This is a genomic window from Pseudomonas sp. Irchel s3a18 (assembly GCF_900187535.1).
In the GTDB taxonomy this organism is placed as follows: Bacteria; Pseudomonadota; Gammaproteobacteria; order Pseudomonadales; family Pseudomonadaceae; genus Aquipseudomonas.
Window position 1 is genome coordinate 38,302 of record NZ_FYDV01000019.1, and the last position, 26,213, is coordinate 64,514.

At 58.9% G+C, this 26,213-nt stretch carries 28 protein-coding genes, 1 tRNA gene and 1 pseudogene; 13 read left to right on the forward strand and 17 right to left on the reverse strand.

The genetic code is table 11. The annotated features are described in order from the left end of the window. Position 1: 1 nt before the first annotated feature. The 16 genes and pseudogenes from CKW29_RS21365 to CKW29_RS21440 all read right to left on the reverse strand — a co-directional run bounded on the left by CKW29_RS21365 (position 2) and on the right by CKW29_RS21440 (position 13,650). Complete coding sequence (locus CKW29_RS21365) at positions 2–1,261, reverse strand: chorismate mutase (protein WP_095149065.1); 1,260 nt, start codon at positions 1,259–1,261, stop codon at positions 2–4. After that, on the reverse strand, positions 1,258–2,718 hold the full coding sequence (gene pabB, locus CKW29_RS21370; RefSeq protein WP_095149066.1) for an aminodeoxychorismate synthase component I: 1,461 nt from the start codon (positions 2,716–2,718) through the stop codon (positions 1,258–1,260). Before pabB ends, CKW29_RS21365 begins: the two co-directional genes overlap by 4 nt. A 32-nt stretch (positions 2,719–2,750) precedes the next feature. Continuing rightward, the gene (locus CKW29_RS21375; RefSeq protein ID WP_159950331.1) at positions 2,751–3,341 is read right to left on the reverse strand and encodes an aminodeoxychorismate/anthranilate synthase component II; all 591 of its coding nucleotides are present in this window, start codon (positions 3,339–3,341) and stop codon (positions 2,751–2,753) included. Positions 3,342–3,357: 16 nt separating this feature from the next. Further along, on the reverse strand, positions 3,358–4,296 hold the full coding sequence (locus tag CKW29_RS21380; RefSeq protein ID WP_095149068.1) for a diiron oxygenase: 939 nt from the start codon (positions 4,294–4,296) through the stop codon (positions 3,358–3,360). 55 nt (positions 4,297–4,351) lie between these two features. Further along, a complete protein-coding gene (locus CKW29_RS21385; protein ID WP_095149069.1) occupies positions 4,352–4,900 on the reverse strand; it encodes an acyl-homoserine-lactone synthase in 549 nt (182 codons plus the stop codon). Between the two features lie 156 nt (positions 4,901–5,056). Beyond that, positions 5,057–5,770, reverse strand: a complete 714-nt coding sequence (locus CKW29_RS21390; protein WP_095149090.1) for an autoinducer binding domain-containing protein — start codon at positions 5,768–5,770, stop codon at positions 5,057–5,059. Between the two features lie 138 nt (positions 5,771–5,908). Then, positions 5,909–6,057, reverse strand: a pseudogene (locus CKW29_RS25860) (IS3 family transposase); the annotation flags it as partial. Between the two features lie 417 nt (positions 6,058–6,474). Beyond that, positions 6,475–8,280, reverse strand: a complete 1,806-nt coding sequence (locus CKW29_RS21400) for a DUF927 domain-containing protein (RefSeq protein ID WP_095149070.1) — start codon at positions 8,278–8,280, stop codon at positions 6,475–6,477. Then, the gene (locus CKW29_RS21405) at positions 8,267–9,229 is read right to left on the reverse strand and encodes a toprim domain-containing protein (RefSeq protein WP_095149071.1); all 963 of its coding nucleotides are present in this window, start codon (positions 9,227–9,229) and stop codon (positions 8,267–8,269) included. The genes CKW29_RS21400 and CKW29_RS21405 overlap by 14 nt, the downstream gene beginning before the upstream one ends. A gap of 3 nt (positions 9,230–9,232) precedes the next feature. Beyond that, positions 9,233–9,541 (reverse strand): hypothetical protein, encoded by a 309-nt coding sequence (locus CKW29_RS21410; RefSeq protein WP_095149072.1) that lies wholly within the window; start codon positions 9,539–9,541, stop codon positions 9,233–9,235. Further along, a complete protein-coding gene (locus CKW29_RS21415) occupies positions 9,541–9,750 on the reverse strand; it encodes a hypothetical protein (protein ID WP_095149073.1) in 210 nt (69 codons plus the stop codon). The genes CKW29_RS21410 and CKW29_RS21415 overlap by 1 nt, the downstream gene beginning before the upstream one ends. A gap of 299 nt (positions 9,751–10,049) precedes the next feature. Next, positions 10,050–10,574: a Rha family transcriptional regulator gene (locus tag CKW29_RS21420; protein WP_095149074.1), complete on the reverse strand. Its 525-nt coding sequence runs from the start codon at positions 10,572–10,574 to the stop codon at positions 10,050–10,052. 1 nt (position 10,575) lies between these two features. After that, positions 10,576–10,839 carry an AlpA family transcriptional regulator gene (locus tag CKW29_RS21425; protein ID WP_095149075.1) on the reverse strand — a complete coding sequence of 88 codons (264 nt, stop codon included), beginning with the start codon at positions 10,837–10,839 and terminating at the stop codon, positions 10,576–10,578. 165 nt (positions 10,840–11,004) lie between these two features. Continuing rightward, positions 11,005–11,982: a hypothetical protein gene (locus CKW29_RS21430; protein ID WP_143496900.1), complete on the reverse strand. Its 978-nt coding sequence runs from the start codon at positions 11,980–11,982 to the stop codon at positions 11,005–11,007. A gap of 166 nt (positions 11,983–12,148) precedes the next feature. After that, positions 12,149–13,390: a tyrosine-type recombinase/integrase gene (locus tag CKW29_RS21435; RefSeq protein ID WP_095149077.1), complete on the reverse strand. Its 1,242-nt coding sequence runs from the start codon at positions 13,388–13,390 to the stop codon at positions 12,149–12,151. A gap of 175 nt (positions 13,391–13,565) precedes the next feature. After that, positions 13,566–13,650, reverse strand: a tRNA-Leu gene (locus CKW29_RS21440). 108 nt (positions 13,651–13,758) lie between these two features. On the opposite strand from CKW29_RS21440, the gene queA reads away from it, so the two are divergent. The 6 genes from queA to CKW29_RS21470 all read left to right on the forward strand — a co-directional run bounded on the left by queA (position 13,759) and on the right by CKW29_RS21470 (position 19,856). Further along, entirely contained in the window at positions 13,759–14,823 is a 1,065-nt protein-coding gene (queA, locus tag CKW29_RS21445; protein WP_095149078.1) for a tRNA preQ1(34) S-adenosylmethionine ribosyltransferase-isomerase QueA, read from the forward strand. A 14-nt stretch (positions 14,824–14,837) separates the two neighbouring features. Continuing rightward, positions 14,838–15,953, forward strand: a complete 1,116-nt coding sequence (gene tgt, locus CKW29_RS21450; protein WP_176465364.1) for a tRNA guanosine(34) transglycosylase Tgt — start codon at positions 14,838–14,840, stop codon at positions 15,951–15,953. Positions 15,954–15,997: 44 nt separating this feature from the next. Next, complete coding sequence (gene yajC, locus CKW29_RS21455) at positions 15,998–16,333, forward strand: preprotein translocase subunit YajC (protein ID WP_095147115.1); 336 nt, start codon at positions 15,998–16,000, stop codon at positions 16,331–16,333. 62 nt (positions 16,334–16,395) lie between these two features. Then, entirely contained in the window at positions 16,396–18,264 is a 1,869-nt protein-coding gene (gene secD / locus CKW29_RS21460) for a protein translocase subunit SecD (RefSeq protein ID WP_095149079.1), read from the forward strand. A 9-nt stretch (positions 18,265–18,273) separates the two neighbouring features. Next, positions 18,274–19,188: a protein translocase subunit SecF gene (gene secF, locus CKW29_RS21465; RefSeq protein ID WP_095147113.1), complete on the forward strand. Its 915-nt coding sequence runs from the start codon at positions 18,274–18,276 to the stop codon at positions 19,186–19,188. A 119-nt stretch (positions 19,189–19,307) separates the two neighbouring features. After that, positions 19,308–19,856: a glycine zipper 2TM domain-containing protein gene (locus CKW29_RS21470; RefSeq protein ID WP_095079924.1), complete on the forward strand. Its 549-nt coding sequence runs from the start codon at positions 19,308–19,310 to the stop codon at positions 19,854–19,856. Between the two features lie 333 nt (positions 19,857–20,189). On the opposite strand, the gene suhB is transcribed toward CKW29_RS21470, so the two are convergent. Then, positions 20,190–21,008 carry an inositol-phosphate phosphatase gene (suhB, locus tag CKW29_RS21475; protein WP_095147112.1) on the reverse strand — a complete coding sequence of 273 codons (819 nt, stop codon included), beginning with the start codon at positions 21,006–21,008 and terminating at the stop codon, positions 20,190–20,192. Between the two features lie 302 nt (positions 21,009–21,310). Between suhB and trmJ the strand changes: the two genes are divergently transcribed. From trmJ to hscB, 7 genes are all read left to right on the forward strand, one after another. Further along, entirely contained in the window at positions 21,311–22,081 is a 771-nt protein-coding gene (trmJ, locus tag CKW29_RS21480; protein WP_095147111.1) for a tRNA (cytosine(32)/uridine(32)-2'-O)-methyltransferase TrmJ, read from the forward strand. A gap of 2 nt (positions 22,082–22,083) precedes the next feature. Further along, positions 22,084–22,860, forward strand: a complete 777-nt coding sequence (cysE, locus tag CKW29_RS21485) for a serine O-acetyltransferase (RefSeq protein ID WP_095149080.1) — start codon at positions 22,084–22,086, stop codon at positions 22,858–22,860. 183 nt (positions 22,861–23,043) lie between these two features. Beyond that, entirely contained in the window at positions 23,044–23,535 is a 492-nt protein-coding gene (iscR, locus tag CKW29_RS21490; RefSeq protein WP_019693470.1) for a Fe-S cluster assembly transcriptional regulator IscR, read from the forward strand. A 50-nt stretch (positions 23,536–23,585) separates the two neighbouring features. Beyond that, positions 23,586–24,800 (forward strand): IscS subfamily cysteine desulfurase, encoded by a 1,215-nt coding sequence (locus CKW29_RS21495; RefSeq protein WP_095147110.1) that lies wholly within the window; start codon positions 23,586–23,588, stop codon positions 24,798–24,800. A gap of 95 nt (positions 24,801–24,895) precedes the next feature. Then, the gene (gene iscU / locus CKW29_RS21500) at positions 24,896–25,282 is read left to right on the forward strand and encodes a Fe-S cluster assembly scaffold IscU (protein ID WP_028620148.1); all 387 of its coding nucleotides are present in this window, start codon (positions 24,896–24,898) and stop codon (positions 25,280–25,282) included. A 34-nt stretch (positions 25,283–25,316) separates the two neighbouring features. Beyond that, complete coding sequence (gene iscA, locus CKW29_RS21505) at positions 25,317–25,640, forward strand: iron-sulfur cluster assembly protein IscA (protein WP_095147109.1); 324 nt, start codon at positions 25,317–25,319, stop codon at positions 25,638–25,640. 8 nt (positions 25,641–25,648) lie between these two features. Then, positions 25,649–26,170 (forward strand): co-chaperone HscB, encoded by a 522-nt coding sequence (hscB, locus tag CKW29_RS21510; protein WP_095079937.1) that lies wholly within the window; start codon positions 25,649–25,651, stop codon positions 26,168–26,170. Positions 26,171–26,213 lie beyond the last annotated feature (43 nt).

Consider the following 26,213-nt stretch of genomic DNA (forward strand, 5'->3'; position numbering starts at 1 on the left):
CTTAACGGACTCCTGTCTGGGAAAACACTTCCGGTGTGGCGGCGAACAATGCCTGGCGAGGGCCGCCGATGACGTCGTACTCGATCTGGCACGACTGTTCTATGATCGCGTGGTACAGCTGTTCAATCAGGGACGTGGGCACGTCACGCGCGCGACCCCGCTCGGTGCAGCGGCCGACCACTTCCTTTACCCGCTGTGGTTGCATCACTGCGGTGTTGTTGTCTTTCTTGGTCTTAGCGACTTCGCGGATGATATCTAGGCGCTGCGCGAGTAGGTCGATCAGTTGGTCATCAATACGGTCGATGCGGTCGCGGTGCGTTCCCAACTGGCCACTGTCAGCAGGCGTCGCCACATCAATTGCTTCCAGCGCCTCGAACAGGTGCCGGCAGGTGCCGGCGAGGCGGGACTGGACCTGCTCAAGACCGTTTCGCAGGCTGGCCATGGCGGCGAGGAATTCGACATGAGCATCACTGCAGGCTTGCTGGTCAAGGTGTCGCAGGTGAGTCAGGGCCTCGTCGCGCGCCGCTTTGGATGCCGGGTTGGCGGCCTGGATTTCCCAGTACACGTCCGGATGATTGGTCATCATGCGTGCGAGAAGGCACAGCAGTACCTTGAACGGTGGCGGCGCGAGCTCGATCAGGTTCTCCAGGGATGCACCGCTGGCCAGCAGGGTCTGGCCGAAGGCAAGGACCATCGAATGTCCTACGGTCTGGAACAACGCCATGGTCTGGTCATGTTCTTCCGCCGACATCGTGAAAAGGCGCATGCCGCGGGCTTGCAGGCGCTCGAGTAGATCATCGAGCCCCTCTCCCATCTGGTAAGGCACCACCACCACTGGGCGCCCCTCCGGCGACAGGTCGCCAGAGAACATTGGGTTTAGGCCAACCACAGCCTGGGGCAGCGAGACATCTCGGATCAGGGTGGCGAAGGCACTCTTGATGGAGAGGGTCTCGACAAGAAGGCAGTCCAGGTGCAGGTGTGGCATAAGAGCTGGTAGCGCTTGCAGCAGGACCTTCTCCGAGACAGCAAGAATCACCAGGTTGGCCGATGCCAACTGCTGGCACAAGCGATCGGAGGGGTTGCAGATGTCCTCCTGTATGAACGCGAAAGTCTCGCTTCCCGCTTGCTCAAGTGAGGCCATATCCACGCCCAGGACCTTAAGCCCTGTCGCGCTTAGTTGCTGACTGAGCATTCGGCCGATCGAGCCGGCAGCGCCGACGACGATGGCAGTCGCATTCTGTTCAAAAGGTGGCCGGGTCATGCTGTCACCTCACAGAGCAGGGAGATCGCTTCCACCATGCCGCTTGCTTTAACCATCGTTTCGACGTACTCGCTTTCCGGGTCTGAAAGTGCGGTGATGGCGCCGCCCACACCGAAGCGGGCCCAAGCATCATGTACGGCCACGCTGCGTATCAGGATGCTCAGGTCGCACGCCCCGCCCAGGCCTAGCCAGCCCAAGGAGCCTGAGTACGCACCGCGCGCACCCTGCTCGAGCTTGCCGATGATCTGCATAGTTCGCTTTTTCGGCGCACCGGTCATCGAGCCGCCGGGGAAACTGGCCTTGATGCAGTCCAACGCATCCATGCCAGGCTTGAGCTGACCCTGGATCGTCGATACCAACTGATGCGCATGGGAGTAACTTTCCACCACGAACAGGCCTGGGACCTTGACCGAACCTATCCGGCAGACCCTACCCAAGTCGTTGCGCAGTAGGTCGACGATCATGAGGTTCTCGGCCAGGTCCTTCTCGTCCTGGCGCAGGCTGTCGAGCTGGCGCTGATCCTCTTCCGGGTCGTTGCTTCGGGGGCGGGTGCCCTTGATTGGCTTAGCCTCGACCTGGCCTTCTCGGTCGATCTTGAGGAAGCGCTCGGGCGATGAGCTGGCCATCTCGAACCCGGGGATAGCGAAATAGGCGGCATGTGGCGCGGGGCTCAGTTCGCGCATGATCCGGTAGAGATCGTAGGCGGAATGCTCGAACGGCAGTTCAACCAGATTGGTCAGGCAGACCTCATAGGTTTCTCCGTCGGTGATCTGGTGTTGCGCCTCAAGGATCTTCTCGATGTAGGCCGCTTTTTCGTGCCGGGCATTGGCATGGTTGGCGATCCAGCCTTCGACCTGGTCGAGGGACATGCGCTTGGGGCGTTTTGGTAGCGGTTGGTTGGCAGGTAGGGCGAGCAGGCGCTCGCTGGCTTGCTCCAGCCAGGAGTGGGCCGCTGGAAGATCGGAGGAGTCCTTGACAAGATGCAGCAGGTAGCTTCGGTTTTCCTGGTGGTCGATCACCAGCATGCGTGTGGCGAGCATGAAGCATGCGTCCGGTGCATTGGACGACCAAGCCGGGTCGTCCAGTGTCGCCACCTTGAGCTCGTAGCCCATTACGCCGACATAGCCGAGGTTGAAGTCAAACGGCAAGTCGCTGGGGCAGGGGCTGTGCTGCGCGGCCATGCGAGTGCCGAGCCAGGAGAGGAAGTCGGCGGTTTGATGTTGCACCGTCTGGTCGTCGTGTTGGGTTTCCAGGCTAGCCGTATCCTGTTTGTAGCGCAGGACCTCGGTCCAGCGACCATGGGAATCGCCCATGAAGGTGAAACGGGAAAAACCGGGGAGTACCACGCTGCTTTCCAGCAGGAAGCGCGCCGGGGAACCGGCAAACTCAAGATCGAAAGCTGTCAGGGTGTCTGGCGCATGGTTCAGGGTCCGGAACTCGACGCGATTGACGGTCATTTTGATTCTCCGATAAAAGAGGCAAAGGGCCTTCAGCAGCGACCGGCCTGGTGCCGGTGTGCTAGGTCGCGGAAGTTGCTCAGCATCTGTAGGCCTGCCTCGGTGCAGATGGACTCGGGATGGAACTGGATGCCATGCATGGGGCGATCCTTGTGGCGAATGCCGTGGATCATGCCGTTTTCATCCCAAGCGCTGACCACAAAGGGGGACTTGATTTTCCGAATCACCAGCGAGTGGTAGCGCACCACGGTAAGGTCGGCTGGCAGGCCGACAAACACGCCCTCGCCGTCATGGCTGATCCGGCTCAGACGTCCGTGCATCGGCTCAGGGGCATGCACGATATCCATCCCGTGCAGGTGTGCCATGCACTGATGCCCAAGGCAGACACCCAGCACCGGTACGCAGGCATCGCGGATAACGTCTTCGCTTAGCCCAGTATCGGCCCGGCGTGCCGGTGTTCCGGGGCCGGGGGAGATGATGATGGCGTCGTAGCGCGCTAGGTTGATGACCAGCGGCGAGACATCATTGGTGTATACGTCTGGTTCTTCACCACACACCTGGCCCATGAACTGGAACAGGTTGTAGGTGAAGGAGTCATGGTTGTCGATGATCAGCGTCTTCACGAACATTTACCTCTGGTCAGGCGCAGGCGTAATCGCGGTTGGCAAATGCTTCCCTGACCTGGGGCAGGTCGAGGATGCCCATCTGCCGGAGCAGCCGATACAGGCGCTGGAGGATCGACTTCTTCATGCGTGCATGGTCGGCATGGAAGGTCGGGTCGGATTCGTGGATTACCTGTTCAGCCTGCTCGGGCGAGAGGCCGCAATGGGCCAGGATGCGCCGCTCGAAGCGTCGTTCGCGATCGATGTCGAGGAAGTCGTCGAGATAGGCGGGTAGCATCAGGCCGAATCGCTCGCGGGTACTTTCCGGTAGGGTAGGCCAGCGTTTTTTCATCAGATCGGCAAAGAAGCGGGAATGACGACCTTCGTCACGGACGTGATCGGTCATCAGCGTCGTGAATGATTTGCTCAGTTCCCTCTCTCGCCCCAGATTCGCCACTTCGTCGGTCAGCACGTTTTCTGCGATAGTGACCGCGAGAAGCTGGAACTCCTTGTGCAGTGACTCCGGGAGTTGCGCATAGGCGCGCGCTGTCGCATCCAGTTTTTGGTTGGTCTGTGGAACTTCGATGGCCTCGATGCCACTTTTTGCATTCATCTGGGTGAGGTAATCCAGCGCAACATGCGCGTGATAGCCTTCATCGATGATAACGGTCAGCGCTTGCAGTTTTTCAGTGTCGCCAATGCCTGGAAACTTGTCGTGCAACATATCGAGGCAGCACTGAATGATGAACTTTGTTTCCAGCAAGCCGACGTTGTAGAGGAACTGGTATGCCGCTTGGGTCAATATATATGCCTTCAACTCTGGCCCGTGTTCGCGAATGAGCGGATGCTCACACATCGCGCAACGAGAAACGGGATAGATGATTTGTTGGCCGTCATAATCGGGAACGATGATTCGTGGTGTGCTGCGCACGGTGGCTTTCGCGTACCAGTGATCATTGATCAGGTCGAGGCTCATGGTGTTTTCCAGATAGGGTGAGTAGTAACGATGGCGCCGGGCGAGAAGGCGCCTGTCAATTCACGGTGATCCAGGAGGCATAGAGGTGTTGGCCATACTTGTTGCATGCTTGGCCTGCTCGGAACGCATCGATTCCCACGTTTCGCAGTAAGCGCTCTATGCCTAGTGGGGACACGGTGATGAGCTTCTGTGCCCCATAATGCGCGGCGCAGCGCAGAGTGGCCTGCATCAGGGCGATGGCGTTGGGCGAGGAAATCTGGCTGCCGATGCGCCGTTGCGAGGGACCGGCGGCGGCGAAACGCGACAGCTCCCAGACGTGTTCGCTGGCCGGTAGCGGCTGACCAGCCATTAGTTCCGGAAATACTTCGCTCAGCAGGTAAGGGGTGGCCGTGCTTAATAGACGAGCCACGCCGATTACATTCTTTTCCTCATCAAGGGCCAGAATGTAAACGGTATCTTCCCTGTCAAATTGGTCGAACTCTGAATCTTCTTCACAATCGAGTTCCCAGCCCAGTTGCTTGACGAAAACCTGATATCGGTATGACGCCATGGCTGAAAGCATGTGGGCGTCCAATGTTTCAAAGGTGCCGGTAATGAATTCCATTTCTCTCGCTCCGCAACTTTCCGTTTGCGGAGCTATTAGATACACCGGACCTAGTTGTGTAACCTACCAAAAAAGGTAGTTGCACCGTTCATTCAATTGGCATGAAGCGTCCGCCTACCAGGCTGACCATGCACCGGGAATGGGCATTGCCTAGTCCTAGAAAAGCAGGCCGAGCAAGGCCGCTCGAACGACCGCGGCGGTCTTGTTGGCTGTCTGGAGTTTGCGTATGGCGTTCTTGATATGGAAGTCGATAGTGTTCTTGGAAACCGTCAGTAGGTCGGCGATTTCGCCAGCAGACTTGCCGTCAGCTGTCCACCTCAGGATTTCCCGCTCACGGTCTGTGAGGTCAGGATCCTCCGCCGTCCTGTGGCGTTTGGTCAGGATACCCCACAGCGCGCTATGGGCGGTGCTCGCCAGCCATTGCAGCTTTTCGCCATTATGGTGCAGTTCACGTTCGCTGATGTCACCGTCAGTCCTTGCGACTGTCAGCATTCCGCCTGTACCGCCGGCATTGAGCCTGGATTGAGAAAGTCCCTTACACAGACCGAATCCACGCGCCTCTTCCCAGAGCTCGGGTGTTTCTGCATAGAGCTGGTCATTCCAGAGGATAGGGCGTTCCGATTGTCGTCCCTGAAGGATGGTCGGGTCTGTCGCGAGGTACCTGGCGTTGCTGTAGCGTTCCCGCCAGGACTGGGGGTAATTGTTCAGCATGATGGCCTTGGGGCTCGAGAGTGGGTAGGGAATCTGCAGGCCATAGGCGCAGTAGTTGAAACCCAGCGCAAGGCTGGCTTCCAGGATTAGGCCAAAGATAACGTTCTCGTCACTGGCCATGTCCAATGCATGCAAAAGCTCGATCTGCCAACCGTCCATGTTTGTTCTCGCAGTCTCTTGTATGGGTACGCCGCTCAGGGTGTGCCGGATTCTTGGCCGGGGAGCATATTGCATTAGGTCTCTTGGTTCCAAATTTCCGCAGGGTATTTCAAACCGCGGAAATGAATACTGTGGTGGTCAACTAATCCCGGACACGACGTTAGTTTTCTCTCGGTCTGAGCTGGCCCCAGCCCTCCGTTGAATTGATGGGGGCGAATACAGTTGTACCGATGCATCAGGTAATGGCTGATGTCTCGGTGCGCTTCTTGAGCTGTCATGTAGCCCATGTAAATGGGTGACCGACCACTACAGGATGAATAAAAGGCCGCCAGGGTTGAACCGCAGCGGCCTGCTATCACCCCAGAGCTAGGGCATTAATTTGATGTTATTCACCCCTCTCTCTGGCCGGCTTCATCCGTACACTATCGACGAGTCTCCAAAATTTTGGGTGTGGTGGATCGACGGCTGGCCATGCCCTATGTGCCGCGCACCTCCGTCGGAGCCGGGGCCCGTGACAACTGCAGCCAGATCGCAAGGCAGAGGCAGGGTCGCTTATTGAAAAACAGGTGTGTGTTCCCCCTGTTCCCCCAACATCTCAATAAGGGGGAACAGCCTAAAGCCACGGAAACATTGGCTGTTCCCACTGTTCCCCGCGTTCCCCACAAAACTAGGTTCCTGTGAAGTTGGCCATTGGTGTTGGCTGGTCATACGCTGGCGGCCTCCATGTCCATGGCTTCGGTATCGACGACATACAGACGCGCGGACCCACCACCGGGCAGGCGATATTTCTTGGTCTTGCGGCTCTCTCTATCGGTGTCGCGCTTGGCGAACGCACCCGCACCGTCCAGCGCCTTGACCACACGACTTAGGCCGTAGCCATTGGCCGCCTCGACCAGTGCCGACTTGTTAAAAAGGTACAGGCGCTTGCCCATGGATAACTCCCAGTACCCGGCCCGGTTGAACACCTTGGTGTCTGGCGTTTGGTCATCCACATCGGAGAAGCGGCTGCTGCCGTGCTTGTCGATAAAGTCGAGGATGCCGGCGAGGATCTGCCGGTCTTCGGCATTGCCGCCGCCGACCCGCGCCAGCCACTCGCCATACAGCAACTGGCAGTCGGTCAGGGCGTTACCCGGTGCCCAAGGCAACAGGCCATAGGCGATCGCCATTTCCCCGGCCAGGGCAATTACGGCGAAGCGGTCGGCCACCCGGCCGGCCTGTGCGTTGTCCTCGACGAACTTGGCGCGCACGTTGGCGAAGTCTTCCAGTAGACCGGGGCGGTCGTCGCTGGCGAGCAGTTGCTCGACGAATGCTGACCCAAGGTGGCCATGGTGGGCACTCACGGCCACGGTGAGCAGGCGGTGGAAGTCGGCACCCTCCAGGCCGTGCAACTCATCAAAGGCCCGGTGTGTGCGTGTACCGGCGTTCACGTCGACCATGCGCAGCTCGGCCCCCGCGTGGGCCGCATTGCCGGAAATGGCGGCGTGTTCGGACAAGGAGCGTTCGCCGCTGGACAGGGTGAGCAGGCGCCAGCTCAGCTTGGCCCGACCTTCGCGCTCGCGGGTCATGGTGCCCTTGCCTTGACCGTTGGCCAGCGAGTAGGCCATTTCCTGGACGCGCTTCGGATCGGCGCGCTTAATTTCATCCAACGGCAACAGGGTGTCATTGCGCCCGGCAGCCTCGATCTCCAAGCCACCCTTGGTCATGTCCCAGCTGGCAGCGAACACGCCCGGGTCACCCCACACCGATGAGCCAATCAACTGCGCCAGGGACTTGCCGCTGGAACTGTCGCCCACCAGGTGCACACCGCCACCGAGCACACCAACCAGACTCAGCAGCGGTCCGGCCAGCGCGCAGCCGATCGCCAGGGTCAGCACCGGGTTGCCCGCGCACTTGGCGGCGACTTCGGTTTGCCAGAGCGCCAGCTCGCCGCGCACGCTGAACAGGTTCTGGCCTTTGCCGCTGGCCTGATAACGCACCTGGTCGCTGCCAAGGGTGCGGCCAGGCAAGACAAAGGCGCCCGACTCATGCCAGCCCGGACGGCTCGTGGTGGCGAACACCTCTTCGGGACGCTGGTCCAGCAGGTACTCCATAAAGGCGGCGCGCTTTTTCAGCGCAATGATGACGCCCATGCCGAACAGCTGGCGGCGGGCATCCTCGCCACTGCCGCCGAACACCTCCATGGGAATGATCCATTCCTTGATGCCGCTGTCGGTGAACAGGCGCAGCAAGCGTCCCTCGCTGCCGTCGTCGCTATTGGTGGTCCGGGCCGTCACGGTCACCGGGCTGGCGATCCACTCATCGATGATCGGGCGGTCGTTGGTGTCGCTGTCGGCGTCGTCTTCATCCTGGCCGGCTGCGCGCTTGAACCCGTGGCGGTACACACCCGGGCGCAGCTTGCGCCCCTTCTCATTGGTTACCCAATGCTCGTACACGGCCCAGCAGGGGCGCTCAGGCGCAATGGTCGGCGCATCTGGCCGAAGGCTGATGACGTTGCTGTCAGGCTGGGACATTGGCGAGTTTCCAGTTGGCGAGGTCGTTGAAGTCGGTGAGGTCCGCGGGGGCGCCCTCCGGCCACTCCGGGAAAGCCACTTGGCCACCCACGAGCGCGGCGGCGGCATTGGCGGCCGTGCGTCCCGGATTACCGTCGGTGAGCCGGTCGTCGTCGCCGGCGATGATGATGTTCAGGTCTGGGTATCGGGCGCGTAGCGCTAGTGCCACGGCCTTGAGGTTCCCGCTGTTCATGGCGCAGGCGACGGCGTAGCCGTGTTGGTGCAGCGTGGCGCCCGTGGCCCAGCCTTCACAGATGCACAGCGGTTGACCCTGCACGATGCTGCCCAAGGGCGAATAGCTTCCCTTGACCCGGCCACCCGCCAGAAAGCGCTTGCTGCCGTCGCTGGCAATGCGTTGCAGGTTGACCAGCTCGCCACTGACATACAGCGGCACCAGCAATGCGTCGCCACACTGGCGCAGGCCATGTGGACGGACGCCCTTGTTGATGAGGTATGGGTGGGCAGGATCAGCGCGGCGTGCATCGCGCCACCAACGCTGAGCACGGATCGCTGCCTTGAGCTGGCGCTGTTGCTGCTCGGCTTCGCGTTGGCGCTTGGCTTGCTCGATGCGCTGGCGCACCTGCTCGGCTTCGCGCAGATCAGCAGGTTCACGGCTGCACCAGGTGCTGGTGCCCCCCGTTTTCCAACTGCCAAACGCGCCCGAGGCAATGCCATCGACGAACAGCACATACCAGCCGTTGTGGCTGCCGGCCTTGTCGCCGGGAACGTGGAAGCGATGGATCAGACCGTCATCCACGGGCAGCCAGTCGAGAAGTCCATAGGTCGCCTGGAGCGCTTCACGGAACAGGACCGGTGTGGCTTGGTGATGGCTGACATAAGACGGCCCGGTGACTTTCTCCAGGCAAGCCGGGGGCGTCACCGCCGATTGGCAGTGTTGAAAATTCGTCATGAGTTAGGCCCTCAGATCAGGGTTGCAGCGAAACATCTGCTGGCTTGCTTCACCGCGCACATAGGCACGCCCGAACAACGCCTTGTTGGTGTAGGAGCAATCAGTTAACCAGCGGTCATGGTCCGGACTGCTCCCGATAGACTGGTCTTTCACCCAGTTAGGCAGCTCGCCACGGCAGCGCATTTCGTTGAGCATCGTCCACCAGTGGGAGGCGTGATTGCGCTCGACCTCAATGAGGTCGATCAGCGTGCGGCGTTGATCGCTGTTCAGGTCGACAATCGATTTATCAGGCGTGCAGTTGAGGGTGTTCATTAAGCCCCCTCGACGGTCAGCGTTGTGGCGAGTGTGGCGCGGTCTGTGCTGCTCAGGGCGCCGAGGGTATCGGCCATTTGCACCAGGCCAAGAAGGTGGGCACGTTGCTCAGGCAAGCGATTGACGCGGTAGGCGATCAGTTCGGCGCCGATCAGGGCGATTGCTTGGTGGGTGCTGGACGGATTAAGGGCGTGGATGTGCTGCTGCATGGGATCAGCTCCTAACGTTGAGGAACCGCCACTACCTGCTGCAAAACAGAATTGGGTGGCGGCTGTGCGCAGGTTTGCAGACCGGGACGTTAGGAACCCGGCGCGCTCGAAAGCGCCCCACGCACAGCCACCATAAAACGAAATAGCAGGCATAAAAAAAACGCCAGCTTTCGAGACGGTGGCGCTTATGCGCCTAACGATGTTCGGGCTGCAAAACCCGGTCGCTGAATTTGCAGCGACGGACAAACCATAACGCTTACGGGAATGCATGGCAAGGGGAAGGAATGGTTGCGCGGTATTCAAGGGCGCACATCCTCCAGACCGAGGGTGAGCTGCAGTTGTTCCCGCAAGTGCGCGACATGCTGATGGAGTCCCGGCTTTTTATGGCGCCAATGAGCCAGCCGGCTTCCGCTCTGGCTTGCTTCTTTCTTCGCTGCTTCCAGCGTCTGGCAGGCGTTCCCGTAACGGGTCTCGCAGAACGCTTTCACTAGGCTGATTTTGAGTGCCCGGACTTTCGGAGTGTTACGGCTGTAGGTCAGCAGCAGATAGCTCTGGTCTTCATTGAGCAGGGCATAAGCCTCCGGGCGACCACCTTGCAAGCCAGCAGAGGGTTTTCCGGTTTCAAACCGGAGAACCCCAAGTTGGCGGAAATCCGCTTCGTATCGCTTAATCAGGTCGTAGGTGTTTTCATGTTGGTTACCCAGTTGCGCAGCCAGGACACGGCTGTCAGCTCGCGCCTCACCTTTGTATTGAGCCAGGGGGACAGTGACAATATCGCCGTGCGACAGGCTACGTTTCTCTTCGGGGATCGTGGCCTTTTTCATTTTAGGCCACCTCGTTACGCAGAGCGATGCGCTGGCGAACCCAAGCCTGTACCTCGGCCAATACAAAGCCAACCGGTGAGCCGCGCGACTTGCTGTTGCTCAGCGGAACAGGACGGGGAAACGTCGGATCGTCTTTGAGGCGCTTGTAGACAGTGGCGCGTGCTACGCCAGTAATTGCCGACAGTTCAGGTATACGAATTATTGTGGTGGCAGGGTCGAGGTGTTGGATGTTGCAGGTAGCGGTTTTGTCGCGAGTGAAATCCATATGTGTATCCCGTTATCGCTGTAAGTGACGGAATACAGATTGAATGCGAAGGTTATCCACAGGATAGGTCACCTATTATTGGTAATAGGTGACCTATCCCTTTAATTTATAAGCTTTTCCAGAGGGATTTCTCAGTGTTTGCTAGGGCTTGGAATGGGTGACCTATTACTTGGACCTTATTGCCCCGCTACCTAATCCTCGCCAGCCAACGATTACTGAAAGGCGCTTGGTTTTTGCGCTTGGAATTTTTAATGTCCCCGCTTTTTCGTCGCCTCTCTGGTGAAGCCAGTCCAAAACCAAGGAGATTGATCCACGTCCACCTGGGCCAGATGGATTGTGTTCGCCATTTTTAGTCAGTGTCTGCCAGCACTCAAACGCCTCCATCAATTTTGGGGGGTGCAGAGGGTGGTGGGGGTTGAAGCAGGTTGCAAATGTCGACAGCTTTTCTGATAGAGCACCAATTTGCTGCTTCTTCTCTTGTATTTTCCTGTCTTTTGCTCTCAGTTCGTTATAGAGGCTCCGATTTTCCTCGGTAACCACTTTTTCTTTTGATTGAGACTCAATGAGTAGCGCCTTTAGGACTGAGATTTGCTCCTCGGCATCGCGTCTTGCGATCGCGTCTTTACTCGCCGCGACTTGAGCTTTCCTCTGATCATTTTGAATTTCTAGCCTTTTTTGAAGGTCTTTGTACCCGCGAGCATCTAAGGCTGCAGGCTGGTCTTCAAAAACGCTGTAGAAACTCGCATTTGCCATTTTAAGGATTTGAGAGCTATGGACGGTTTCGACTTGGGCTGGCTGGATTTGTCCAAGCCTTTCTCTAGCCGCTTCAACTTTACCCCTGAGCCATTCACGGTTGACCATCACAGTGCGTGATTCGACAACCTCATATGGGGTTTCAAAAAGTACCGGCACAAACTTACCAGTGGCTTTCCTGAAGTATTTTGAGATGTCTAGATAGGTAACTGGAGGACGGCTGTCAGGATCTGAATTGCCATTCACGTAAATGGTTTCAGGATTGAATTCAGATTCTGGCTCTACAATAGAGCAGAGCTGATCAGCTATAGCGCCTAGCAAGGTCGGATTCGTTGTCTTCAGCAACGAACATGAGGTCTCTAGCGAAACATAGCTGGCTTCGTGTGTCATACCGCCCCCCAAGGCGCTCCCCTTTTGCAGTAGATAGCTAGCCAGGCGATGCGTGAGTGCCTACTTTGACTAGACAAAGTAAGCACAGCTAAAGGTAAACACTGGCTATCTGAACAGTAATGGCGTTCAGTCTATATCTGTCTATGAGCGCAATGGAAGGCCTGGATCAGGCCCTCTTGGCAAAATCGCCCTGGAGAACTGTGCCGCTAGCTAGGCCATCTAGATAGTTCGCATACCATTGCATCATGGTGGCGCGCTGCTCCAGGTACTGGGCCTTGTTGTAGATGCCTGAGATTCCCTCTTCCTTGTGGGCGAGTTGCGCTTCTATGTGGTCTTTCGGCCAGCTGTGTTCGCGCAGCAGGGTGCTGGCCGTATGGCGGGTGCCATGCCCGACGAGGCGAGTTTTATATCCAACTCCGGCAAACACCTTGTTGATTGTGTTTTCACTGATGGTTGGGTTCTTTGGGCCAACACCTGGGAACAGCCAACGGCTGCGTCCCGTCACTCGATACAGTTCACGTAGCGCGTCTATCGCTTGAGTAGGGAGAGGTGCCACATGGTTGCGGCGCATCTTCATTTTTGCGGCTGGAGTTGTCCAGGTGGCGGTACTCAGGTCGATTTCCGACCATTCAGCAAGGCGAACCATACCGGGACGGGATGCCGTCCAGATGCAGAGCCAAGCGGCGGTTCGGGCTGGTAGTCGGCTGGTGGTGGTTTTGAGTGCCCGAATGAAGTCGGGTAGCTCGGGCTCCAGTAGGTGAGGGTGCTGCTTTGTCTTGGGGGCAGGGGCGGCTATATCGCGCAACCGACTGGCGGGGTCGTTCTCAGTCAGGCCTAGGCCAATGGCTCGACCGAATATCTGATTGACCCAGGTGCGGCACTTCTCTGCCACGTTATGGGCGTCGCGAGCCTCGATTGATGCTTGAAGGGCGGCGCAGTCGGTGCGGGTTATTTCGTCCAGTGGCTTGTCACCCAGAGCTGGGAGTATGTCCTTGTCTAGGTAGGTGCGAATCTTGTTGAGCGTCGAATCAGCAAGGCCCTTTTCTACCTTGGCCTGTAGCCAGCCATTGGCGGCGGCGCGAAATGTTCTGGTCTTCGATGTTTCAATTGCTGCCTTGTCGGCGCGCTTCTGCTCAAGCGGGTCTATACCGTCGCTGACTGTCTTGCGTAGATCGGCGGCTCTGCTTCTCGCCAATGTCCCGCTTACTTCAGGGTAGCCCCCAAGACCAAGCCAGGCCCAGTTGCCGCCCGGCTTCTTGTAGCGCAGCTGCCAGGACTTCCCGCCGTTCGCTTTAACCCGAAAGTAGAGGCCGTTGCTGTCGAGCTCTCGAAATTCCTTCTCTTCTGGCTCCAGGCTGGTCAGCACGGTATCGGCGAGAGGGCGGCGCTTGATATCTGAGCGCTTCATTCTTGTATCCCAAAGTTATGAACTTTTCTGAGGATACAAGGGGGGATACAAGAAGGGGAAGTATAGGGAGAGACGGCTAGATACAGCCAGAAACAAGAAAGCCCGCACAGGGCGGGCTTTTCATGTTGTTTCGTGTCGTTTTATACACTGCCAGAGACAGGTAAAAACATGCAGATGGTGCCCCGAGGGAGACTCGAACTCCCACTCCTTTCGAAAACGGATTTTGAATCCGCCGCGTCTACCAATTCCGCCATCAGGGCTCAATGGCGGCGAAGTATAGAGACGAGTTTACCGTTGGTCAATCAGGTTTCATGGTCTATTTTCACTATTTCCGCTAGACTTCCCGGCCCTGCTAGACGAACCCCATCATGCGCGTTGCTGACTTTACTTTCGAACTCCCTGATTCGCTGATCGCTCGCCACCCTTTGGCCGAGCGGCGCGGCAGTCGCCTGCTGACCCTCGATGGGCCTAGCGGCGCTCTGGCACACCGTCAATTCACTGATTTGCTTGAGCATTTGCTCCCGGGCGATCTGATGGTGTTCAACAATACCCGGGTGATTCCGGCGCGGCTGTTTGGCCAGAAGGCTTCCGGCGGCAAGCTGGAAATCCTGGTGGAACGGGTGCTCGACCGTCATCGCGTGCTGGCCCATGTGCGTTCCAGCAAGTCACCCAAGCCTGGTTCGAAGATCCTGATCGACGGCGGTGGCGAAGCCGAGATGCTGGCGCGCCACGATGCATTGTTCGAACTGGGGTTTGCCGAAGAAGTGCTGCCGTTGCTCGACCGTGTCGGGCATATGCCGCTGCCTCCTTATATAGACCGCCCGGACGAAGGTTCGGACCGCGAGCGTTATCAGACGGTGTACGCCGAGCGCCTGGGCGCGGTGGCGGCACCGACGGCGGGGCTGCATTTCGATCAGCCGTTGCTGGAGGCGATTGCCGCCAAGGGCATCGAGACTGCGTTCGTGACCCTGCACGTCGGCGCTGGCACTTTCCAGCCGGTGCGTGTCGAGCGCCTTGAAGATCACCACATGCACAGCGAATGGCTGGAAGTCGGCCAGGATGTGGTGGATGCGGTCGCGGCTTGCCGGGCTCGCGGTGGGCGTGTGGTGGCCGTGGGGACCACCAGTGTGCGCTCGCTGGAAAGCGCGGCCCGTGATGGCGTGCTCAAGCCGTTCAGCGGCGACACCGATATCTTTATCTACCCGGGCCGACCGTTCCATGTGGTCGATGCCCTGGTCACCAACTTCCATTTGCCTGAATCCACGCTGTTGATGCTGGTTTCGGCATTCGCCGGTTATCCCGAAACCATGGCGGCCTACAAGGCCGCGGTCGAGCATGGATACCGCTTTTTCAGCTACGGTGATGCGATGTTCATCACCCGTAATCCAGCGCCGACTGCCCCTAGTGAATCGGGCCCTGAGGAAACAGCATGAGTCGCACCTGTCGTATGTCTTTTGAGCTTTTGGCCACCGACGGCAAGGCTCGTCGTGGTCGCCTGACCTTCCCGCGCGGCACCGTCGAGACCCCGGCGTTCATGCCCGTGGGTACTTACGGCACGGTCAAGGGCATGTTGCCCCGCGATATCGAGGCCACCGGCGCCGAGATCATCCTGGGAAACACCTTTCACCTGTGGCTGCGTCCTGGCACCGAAGTGATCAAGAAGCACGGCGACCTGCATGATTTCATGCAGTGGAAAGGCCCGATCCTGACCGACTCCGGTGGTTTCCAGGTGTTCAGCCTGGGTGCCATGCGCAAGATCAAGGAGGAGGGCGTGACCTTCGCCTCTCCGGTGGATGGCGCCAAGGTGTTCATGGGGCCGGAAGAGTCGATGCAGGTCCAGCGTGACCTGGGCTCCGACATTGTGATGATCTTTGACGAGTGCACGCCGTACCCGGCCGACGAAGACGTCGCCCGTATTTCCATGGAATTGTCCCTGCGTTGGGCCAAGCGTTCGAAAGAAGCCCATGGCGACAACACGGCGGCGCTGTTCGGCATCGTTCAGGGCGGCATGCACCAGGACCTGCGCATGCGCTCCCTGGAAGGCCTCGACAAGATCGGTTTCGATGGCCTGGCTATTGGCGGCCTGTCGGTGGGCGAGCCCAAGCACGAAATGATCAAGGTGCTGGATTATCTGCCGGGCCAGATGCCGGCTGACAAACCTCGTTACCTTATGGGTGTTGGCAAGCCGGAAGACTTGGTTGAGGGTGTGCGCCGCGGGGTGGACATGTTCGATTGCGTGATGCCAACCCGTAATGCCCGCAACGGGCATCTGTTCATTGATACTGGCGTGCTGAAGATCCGTAACGCGTTCCATCGCCATGATGATTCGCCGCTCGATCCGACCTGCGATTGCTATACCTGCCAGAACTTCTCCCGCGCTTATCTGCATCACCTGGACAAGTGCGGCGAAATGCTGGGGAGCATGCTCAATACCATCCATAACTTGCGCCATTATCAAGTGCTTATGGCTGGTTTGCGCGAGGCTATTCAACAGGGTACATTGGCCGCCTTTGTCGATGCCTTCTATGCCAAGCGCGGGTTGCCTGTTCCGCCTTTGGACTGAGTTTTAAAACGTTTAAGACACTAATTCTGCAACTGGAGTGCTAAATGAGCTTTTTTATCTCGAATGCGATGGCTGACGCCGCTGCACCTGCTGCTGGCCCTGCTGGCACTGGCTTTGAGTGGATCTTCCTGGTGGGCTTCCTGGTCATCTTCTACCTGATGATCTGGCGTCCACAGGCCAAGCGCGCTAAAGAGCAGAAGAACCTGCTCAGCAGCCTGCAAAAAGGTGATGAAGTTGTGACCACTGGCGGTATCGCCGGCAAGATCACCAAAGTAGCTGATGATTTCGTTGTTCTTGAAGTTTCTGACTCGGTAGAGCTGAAGTTCCAGAAAGGCGCCATCGCTGCCACGCTGCCAAAAGGCACGCTGAAAGCGATCTAAGTTTCATCTTCTACCAATCGACGGGGCGCGCAAGGCGCCCCGCGTCATAAGCGGGCGGCGTGATGCTGAACAAATACCCTCTGTGGAAATACGTACTGATCCTGGCGGTGCTGGCGGTCGGTCTGATTTATTCCGCTCCCAATCTATACCCTGACGATCCGGCCATTCAGGTCAGTGGTGCAAGTACTGCGCTGCAGGTGACTCAGGCGGATCTGGATCGTGTGAGCAAAGCGCTCAACGAGGCCGGGATCAACGTCAAGGCCGCCACTCTGGCGGAAAAAGGCAAGGGCGGTCTGGTACGCCTGACCAAACAGGAAGACCAACTTCCAGCCAAGGACGTCGTGCGCAAGGCACTGGGCGATGATTATGTTGTCGCGCTGAACCTGGCACAAACCACCCCGCAATGGCTGCGCAGCCTTGGCGCGCACCCGATGAAGCTGGGTCTGGACTTGTCCGGTGGTGTGCACTTCCTGCTGGAAGTGGACATGGACAAAGCCCTCGATGCCCGCATGAAAGTCTACGAAGGCGACGTCAAGAGCCTGTTGCGTAAAGAGCGTCTGCGCTATCGCAGCCTGCCGCAACTGGGTGGCGCCATTCAGCTGGGCTTCACTGATGAAGCAGCCCGCGAACAGGCCCGTACGCTGATCCGCAAGAACTTCAACGATTTCGACATTGTTCCCGCCGACCTCAACGGTCAGCCGGTACTGCGTCTGGCGATGACCCCGGCCAAGCTGGCGGAAATCCGCGAATACTCCATCAAGCAGAACTTGACCACGGTACGTAACCGCGTCAATGAGCTGGGTGTAGCCGAGCCTATCGTTCAGCGCCAGGGTGCCAACCGCATCGTGGTCGAGCTGCCAGGCGTGCAGGACACTGCCGAAGCCAAGCGTATCCTGGGCAAGACGGCCAACCTTGAGTTCCGTCTGGCCGCAGAGCCGGGTGCTTCGAAAGCCACTTCCGAAACCTTCGAGTTTCGTGAGGGCAACCGTCCTCCTGCGCTCATCGAGCGTGGGCTGATCATCACCGGTGACCAGGTGACTGACGCCAAGGCCGGTTTCGGTGAGCAAGGCTCGCCGGAAGTGAACATTCGCCTGGACGGTCACGGCGGCGAGCTGATGAACCGTGCGACCCGTTCGAACGTCGGCCGCAGCATGGCGGTGATCTTCATCGAGCAGCGCCCGGTGACCACCTACGTCAAGCAGATGGTCAACGGCGTCGAGAAAGACGTGCCGGTCCAGACCTTCAAGGAAGAGAAGAAGATCATCAGCCTGGCGACCATCCAGTCGCCGCTGGGTGCCCAGTTCCGCATCACTGGCCTGACCGGTCAGGGCGAATCCTCGGAGCTGGCCCTGTTGCTGCGCGCCGGTGGTCTGGCGGCACCGATGTATTTTGCTGAAGAACGTACTATCGGTCCAAGCCTGGGTGCTGACAACATCACCAAGGGTATCGATGCATCGCTGTGGGGCATGCTGTTTGTCTCGCTGTTCATCATCGCCATCTACCGCTTCTTCGGCATCATCGCCACCGTCGCTTTGTCGGTGAACATGGTGTTGCTGCTGGCCCTGATGTCGCTGCTGGGTGCAACCCTGACCCTGCCGGGTATCGCCGGTATCGTCTTGACCATGGGTATGGCGGTCGACGCCAACGTGCTGATCTTCTCGCGGATCCGTGAAGAGATCGCCGCGGGCATGACCGTGCAGCGTGCAATCAACGAAGGCTTCGGCCGGGCATTTACCGCGATTCTCGACGCCAACCTGACCACCTTGCTGGTCGGCGGCATCCTCTTTGCCATGGGCACCGGCCCGGTCAAGGGCTTCGCAGTGACCATGTCCCTCGGGATCTTTACCTCGATGTTCACGGCCATCATGGTGACCCGCGCGATGGTCAACCTGATCTTCGGCGGTCGTGACTTCAAGAAGTTGTGGATTTAAGGGGCTGCCATGTTACGTACAATCAACTTCATGGGCGTTCGCAACGTTGCGTTCGGCATCACATTGTTCCTTACGGTCCTGGCATTGTTCAGCTGCGTCACCAAGGGCATGAACTGGGGGCTGGACTTCACCGGCGGTACGCTCATCGAGCTGACCTACGAGCGTCCGGCCGATGTGACCAAGGTGCGCGAGCAACTGGCCTCGTCGGGCTATAACGACGCCGTGGTCCAGAGCTTCGGTGCGACCACCGACTTGCTGGTGCGGATGCCGGGCGATGACCCGCTGCTGGGTCAAAAGGTGGCTGAAGCGCTGCAGAAGTCCGGTGGCGACAACTCGGCCGTGGTCAAACGCGTCGAGTTCGTCGGCCCGCAGGTGGGTGAAGAGCTGCGCGACCAGGGCGGCCTCGGCATGCTGATGGCGCTGGGCGGCATCCTGCTGTACCTGGCGTTCCGCTTTCAGTGGAAGTTTGCGGTCGGTGCGATCGTATCCTTGATCCACGACGTGATCGTGACCATCGGTATCCTGTCGTACTTCCAGATCACCTTCGACCTGACGGTGCTGGCGGCGGTGCTGGCGATCATCGGCTACTCGCTCAACGACACCATCGTGGTATTCGACCGGGTGCGTGAGAACTTCCGGGTGCTGCGCAAGGCCAGCCTGATCGAGAACATCAACATCTCGACCACGCAAACCCTGTTGCGCACCATGGCAACCTCGATCTCCACCTTGTTGGCGATCGCGGCCCTGTTGTTCTTCGGTGGCGACAACCTGTACGGCTTCTCCATTGCGCTGTTCATCGGTGTGCTGGCGGGTACCTACTCGTCGATCTACATCGCCAACGTGGTGCTGATCTGGCTGAACCTGAGCAGCGAGGACCTGATTCCTCCTGCCAACACCGAGAAGGAAGTGGACGACCGTCCTTGAGGCGTCATTCCTTCTGGTAATATCTGAAAAGGCGCGAGTATTGAACTCGCGCCTTTTTTTGTGCTCCAAGGCTGGGAGAAGCGCGGGTTTATCCCGCATGTGATGGTCAGGAGGTTCATGTGAACAAGTCGATGCTGGTTGGTGCGGTGCTAGGTGCTGTCGCTGTCACTGCTGGGGGGGCTGTTGCCACCTATAAGCTGGTAAAAAGCGGCCCTGAGTACGCTCAGGTGTTGGCGGTCGAGCCGGTCAAACAACAGATCAAGACGCCACGTGAAGTCTGCAAGGATGTCGCTGTTACCCGGCAAGCGCCGGTAAAAGATCAACACCAGATCGCCGGTACCGTACTGGGGGCGGTGGCGGGTGGTCTGCTGGGCAACCAGATCGGTGGCGGTAGCGGTAAGAAAATCGCCACGGTCGCGGGTGCGGTGGGCGGCGGTTACGCCGGCAACAAGGTGCAGGAAGGCATGCAGGAGCGTGATACCTACACCACCACGCAAACCCGATGCAACACGGTCAATGACATCAGTGAGAAGGTCGTAGGCTACGACGTGCGTTATTCGCTGGCTGGCAAGGAAGGCAAGGTGCGTATGGATCGTGATCCGGGTAACCAGATTCCGGTCGACAAGGAAGGTCAGCTGATCCTGGGGCAGAACGAACCGGCTCAGTGATCCGCTGAACTCAAGCTCAACAAGAAGCACCCTGCGGGGCAATGCCAGTCAGTTAAGCGAGCGCCGACCTTTGTAGGAGCGAGCGTGCTCGCGATGGACGTTAACGATAGCGCGTGTTTTCTGATTAAACGCGTTGCTCTTGAGTTCATCGCGAGCACGCTCGCTCCTACACATTCGACCTCATCTCCTTAACTGATCGGTATTGCCCTGCGGGGTGCTTTTTTGTGCGCGGAGTTTTCGCGTCGCCATGCATCCCTGTGGGATGTGGTGTTCCTGAGTACGAATTTCAGGCATAAAAAAGCACCCCGAAGGGTGCCTTTGTATGCCAATCGCTTAGCGTTTCAGCGAGGCTGGCAGGTGCGGCTGGATGGCCGTCAGGACTGCCTTGAAGCATTTGGTGTTGCCGGCAACGATGTGGCCTTTTTCAAGGAAGTCGTGACCGCCGGTGAAGTCGCTCACCAGGCCGCCTGCTTCCTGGATCAGCAGGGCGCCTGCTGCCATGTCCCACTCGGACAGGCCCGACTCCCAGAAGGCGTCGAAGCGGCCAGCGGCCACGTAGGCCAGGTCCAGGCTTGCTGCGCCAGCGCGACGGATGCCGGCGGTCTGGCCAACCAGGCTGCGGAACATGCCCAGGTAGTTGTCGAGGTTGTCCATCTGGTCGTCGCGGAACGGGAAGCCCGTGCCCAGCAGGGCGCCGTCAAGGCTGGTACGGCCGCTTACACGCAGGCGACGACCGTTGAGCTGGGCGCCACGGCCACGGCTGGCGGTGAATTCTTCCTGGCGAACCGGGTCCAGGACCACGGCGTGTTCCAGGCGGCCACGGTATTTGCAGGCAATGCTCACGGCGAAGTGTGGAATGCCACGCAGGAAGTTGGTGGTACCGTCCAGAGGGTCGATGATCCACAGGTATTCTTCGCCTTCGATACCGGTGCCGGCGTGCATGCCGGTCTCTTCACCCAGGATCGAGTGGTTCGGGTAGGCCTTGCGCAGGGCATCGACGATTTTCTGTTCGGCCGCGCGATCAACTTCGGACACGTAGTCCTTGGCGTCTTTTTCGTCGACCTTGATGGTATCCAGGCGCTCGATGGAGCGGAAAATCAATTCACTGGCGCTGCGGGCGGCGCGCAGCGCGATATTCAGCATGGGCTGCATGGATGTGTCACCTAAGGTTGTTAAAGAAAGCCGAGCATTCTAGCAGAAAGTTTCTACAGATGAACGACGACGTTCGTTTTCGTGGCTTAACTTTGCATCTGGCCCTTTAAAAGCGCGGGCTTTTTGACGAGCGGTCAATGGGCCCGGGCGGGGCGTCGTTGCGATTCATGGCGGGCGACAGGCGCGCGTCGGTGCAGCATGGCGACAGTGAGTGGGGTCGGGCCAGGCAGTAATATTTGAGGCAGGATGCCTGGATGAACTGTAAGATTTGCCGCCAAATCCCCTGTCAGAGAGCGCCTCCCTTGCTGCAGAACATTCGTGTCGTCCTGGTCAATACCAGCCATCCGGGCAATATCGGCGGGGCTGCGCGTGCCATGAAGAACATGGGGCTGTCGCGGCTGGTGCTGGTCGAACCGCGGATTTTTCCGCACCACGAAGCCGATGCGCGGGCCTCCGGTGCCGGCGACATCCTGGAAAACGCCCAGGTTGTCGCCACTCTGGAAGATGCCCTGGTGGGCTGCAACCTGGTGCTGGGCACCAGTGCCCGGGATCGTCGCATCCCCTGGCCGTTGCTCGATCCGCGTGAGTGCGGCAGTAAAGTGGTTGAAGAGGCCGGGCAGGGCGCCGAGATCGCTCTGGTGTTCGGTCGTGAAGATTCCGGTCTGACCAATGAAGAGCTGCAGCGATGTCATTTTCACGTGCACATCCCCTCGGATCCTGAGTTCAGTTCGCTGAATCTCGGGGCGGCGGTGCAGGTGCTCAGCTATGAAGTGCGCATGTCCTGGCTGGCGGCACAGGGCCAGCCAAGCAAGGTCGAGAAAGATGAGGTGGCGTCCACCAAAAGCGGTGAGCTGGCGACCATGGATGAGCTGGAGCGATTCTATGAGCACCTGGAGCAGACCCTGGTGGCCATTGAGTTCCTTGATCCGGAAAAGCCACGGCACTTGATGGCGCGCCTGCGTCGGTTGTACGGTCGAAGCTCGGTGAGCCGGGCGGAAATGAATATTTTGCGTGGCATCCTCACGGAAACCCAGAAAGCGGCCCGTGGTGAGCTCCTTAAACGGAAGGATTAATGATGTTCGAGCGTTTGCGTGAAGATATCCAGAGCGTTTTCCACCGCGACCCGGCGGCACGTAATGCGTTTGAGGTGCTGACCTGCTACCCGGGCATGCACGCCATCTGGATTCATCGCCTGTCGTCGGCGTTGTGGGGCATGGGCTGGAAATGGCTGGCGCGACTGGTGTCGAACTTCGGTCGCTGGCTGACCGGGATCGAGATTCATCCGGGCGCCAAGGTCGGCCGGCGCTTCTTTATCGACCACGGCATGGGCATCGTCATCGGCGAAACCGCTGAGATCGGCAATGACGTCACCCTGTATCAGGGCGTGACCCTGGGCGGCACCAGTTGGAACAAAGGCAAGCGCCACCCGACGCTGGAAGATGGCGTGGTGGTGGGGGCGGGCGCCAAGGTGCTGGGGCCGTTCACGGTGGGCGCTGGGGCCAAGGTCGGCTCCAATGCCGTCGTGACCAAGGCGGTGCCGGCGGGGGCGACGGTGGTCGGGATTCCTGGGCGGATCATCGTCAAGTCTGATGACGAACAGGAAGCCAAGCGCAAGGCCATGGCCGAGAAGCTTGGGTTCGACGCCTATGGCGTCAGCGAAGACATGCCGGACCCGGTGGCGCGTGCCATTGGCCAGTTGCTGGATCACCTGCAGGCGGTGGACGGTCGGCTGGAGGATATGTGCGGCGCGCTGAAGGATCTGGGTAGCCCGTATTGTGCCAAGGACCTGCCCTCGCTGCGCGAGGAAGACTTCGCCTGTGTGAAGGGCAAGGATGAAAGCCAGGCGAGCTGATGGCGTGGTGTGTGTCGCGGCTGTGTGGTGCACCTCACGGGTGTGCCATTAAGCCGCAGACTTTGCTATAGTGCGCGCGCTCTTTTGCGGGTAAACCTGACTAAAGTACTAGGTCTTATAGTTGACTTAAATACTCGGGAATTGCATACTCGTCCCCATCCCGAAACTCCGTGGTAATTGTCCATGCGACTGACTACAAAAGGCCGATACGCTGTCACCGCCATGCTTGACCTGGCGTTGCACGCGCAGCATGGGCCGGTGTCCCTGGCTGATATCTCCGAGCGCCAAGGCATTTCCCTGTCCTACCTCGAACAGCTTTTCGCCAAACTGCGCCGCAGCAACCTGGTGTCCAGTGTTCGCGGTCCAGGCGGCGGCTACCAGCTGTCGCGTGATATGCAGGGGATCCAGGTGGCTCAGGTCATTGATGCGGTGAACGAATCGGTCGATGCAACCAAATGCCAGGGGCTGGGTGATTGCCATGGTGGCGACACCTGTCTGACCCACCACTTGTGGTGTGATCTGAGCCTGCAAATCCACGAATTTCTCAGCGGTATCAGCTTGGCTGATCTTGTCACTCGCCGTGAGGTACAAGAAGTAGCCCAGCGTCAGGACCAGCGTCGTTGCAACAGCAAGACGCCGCGTCTGGACAAGATTGAAGCGTCCGCCGTCGAATGACAGCCCAAGAGCTAGCGGCACGCCAGCCAGCCTGATTTAGGAGATAGTCCATGAAATTGCCGATTTACCTTGATTACTCTGCGACCACCCCGGTTGATCCGCGTGTCGCGCAAAAAATGAGTGAATGCCTGCTGGTCGACGGAAACTTCGGTAACCCGGCGTCCCGTTCCCACGTATTCGGCTGGAAGGCCGAAGAGTCGGTCGAAAACGCTCGCCGCCAGGTCGCTGACCTGGTCAACGCCGACCCGCGTGAAATCGTCTGGACCTCCGGTGCCACCGAGTCCGACAACCTGGCAATCAAGGGTGTCGCGCATTTCTACGGCAGCAAGGGCAAGCACCTGATCACCACCAAGATCGAGCACAAGGCGGTCCTCGACACCATGCGCCAACTGGAGCGTGAAGGTTTCGAGGTGACTTACCTTGACCCGCGTGAAGATGGCCTGGTGACGCCCGAGATGATCGAAGCCGCGCTGCGCGATGACACTATCCTGGTGTCGGTGATGCACGTGAACAACGAAATCGGCACCGTCAACGACATCGCGGCCATCGGCGAACTGACCCGCTCCAAGGGCATTCTGTTCCACGTCGACGCCGCGCAGTCCACCGGCAAGGTCGAAATCGACCTGCAAAAGCTGAAGGTCGACCTGATGTCGTTCTCGGCGCACAAGACCTACGGTCCAAAAGGCATCGGCGCGCTGTACGTGAGCCGCAAGCCGCGTGTTCGCCTGGAAGCGACCATGCACGGCGGCGGTCACGAGCGTGGCATGCGTTCCGGCACCCTGGCGACCCACCAGATTGTTGGCATGGGTGAAGCGTTCCGCGTGGCCAAGGAAGACATGGCTGCCGAAAGCGTTCGCATCAAAGCCTTGAGCGACCGTTTCTTCAAGCAGGTCGAAGACCTCGAAGAACTGTACGTCAACGGCAGCATGACTGCCCGTGTACCGCACAACCTGAACCTGAGCTTCAACTACGTCGAAGGCGAGTCGCTGATCATGGCGCTCAAGGATCTGGCGGTGTCGTCCGGTTCGGCCTGCACCTCGGCGTCCCTTGAGCCTTCGTACGTACTGCGCGCCCTGGGCCGCAACGACGAACTGGCACACAGCTCGATCCGCTTCACCTTCGGCCGTTTCACCACCGAAGAAGAAATCGATTACGCCGCGCAGAAAGTCTGCGAGGCCGTCACCAAGCTGCGCGCCCTGTCGCCGCTGTGGGACATGTACAAAGACGGCGTCGACATTTCGAAGATCGAGTGGGCGGCACACTGATATATAAGTCGCCGCACATGGGTCCTGTCACGCGCATTGAAATGCAGGCGTGCAGGGCCCGAAGAGCGACTCTCTGATGAGTGAGGATAAGTACCATGGCTTATAGCGAAAAGGTCATCGACCACTACGAAAACCCGCGCAACGTCGGCAAGATGGACGCGGAAGATCCTGATGTCGGCACCGGCATGGTCGGCGCTCCGGCGTGCGGCGACGTGATGCGCCTGCAGATCAAGGTCAACGAAGCCGGTATCATCGAAGATGCCAAGTTCAAGACCTATGGCTGCGGTTCCGCCATCGCTTCCAGCTCCCTGGCCACCGAGTGGATGAAGGGTAAGACGCTGGACGAGGCAGAAACCATCAAGAACACTCAGCTGGCTGAAGAACTGGCTCTGCCGCCAGTGAAAATCCACTGCTCGGTTCTCGCTGAAGACGCCATCAAGGCCGCTGTTCGCGATTACAAGCAGAAGAAAGGCTTGATCTGACTTTCAAGATTTGGCGACGAGTAAGGAGTCACCGATGGCTATCAGCATGACAGAAGCGGCTGCTCAACACGTGCGACGCTCCCTCAACGGGCGCGGCAAGGGTGATGGGATTCGCCTGGGTGTTCGCACCACGGGCTGTTCCGGCCTTGCCTACGTGCTGGAGTTTGTCGATGAGGTTGGCGAGGACGATCAGGTATTCGAAAGTCACGGCGAGAAAGTGATCATCGATCCGAAAAGCCTGGCGTACCTTGACGGCACCGAGCTCGATTTCGTCAAGGAGGGGTTGAACGAAGGCTTCAAGTTCAACAATCCCAACGTGCGCGGTGAATGTGGCTGCGGCGAAAGCTTCAACATCTGAGGCTGCTCGTGGGTACTCCTTGTCATTTCGCTTTGTTTGAGCTGCAACCGAGCTTCAACCTGGACCTCGACCAGTTGGCTACGCGCTACCGTGAGTTGGCGCGCGGCGTCCATCCAGACCGCTTTGCCGACGCTTCCGAGCGTGAGCAGCGGCTGGCGCTAGAGAAATCCGCGAGCCTCAACGAGGCCTACCAGACGCTCAAGAGTCCGCCCAAGCGCGCGCGTTACTTGCTCGCTTTGAATGGTGGCGAGCTACCGCTGGAGGTCACGGTGCATGATCCGGAGTTTCTTCTGCAACAGATGGAGTTGCGTGAAGAGCTCGAAGACCTGCAGGACAGTGCTGACCTGAATGGCGTTGCCGCGTTCAAGCGCCGCCTGAAAGTCGCCCAGGATGAACTGAACCAAAGCTTCGCAGCTTGCTGGAACGATGCCGTGCAACGTGAACGGGCTGAACGCCTGATGCGGCGCATGCAGTTCCTGGACAAGCTCACTTACGAAGTGCGCCAGTTAGAAGAGCGCCTCGACGATTAACCCAGTGCCGCCAAGGTTGCACGCCTGATATACAGATAAGTCC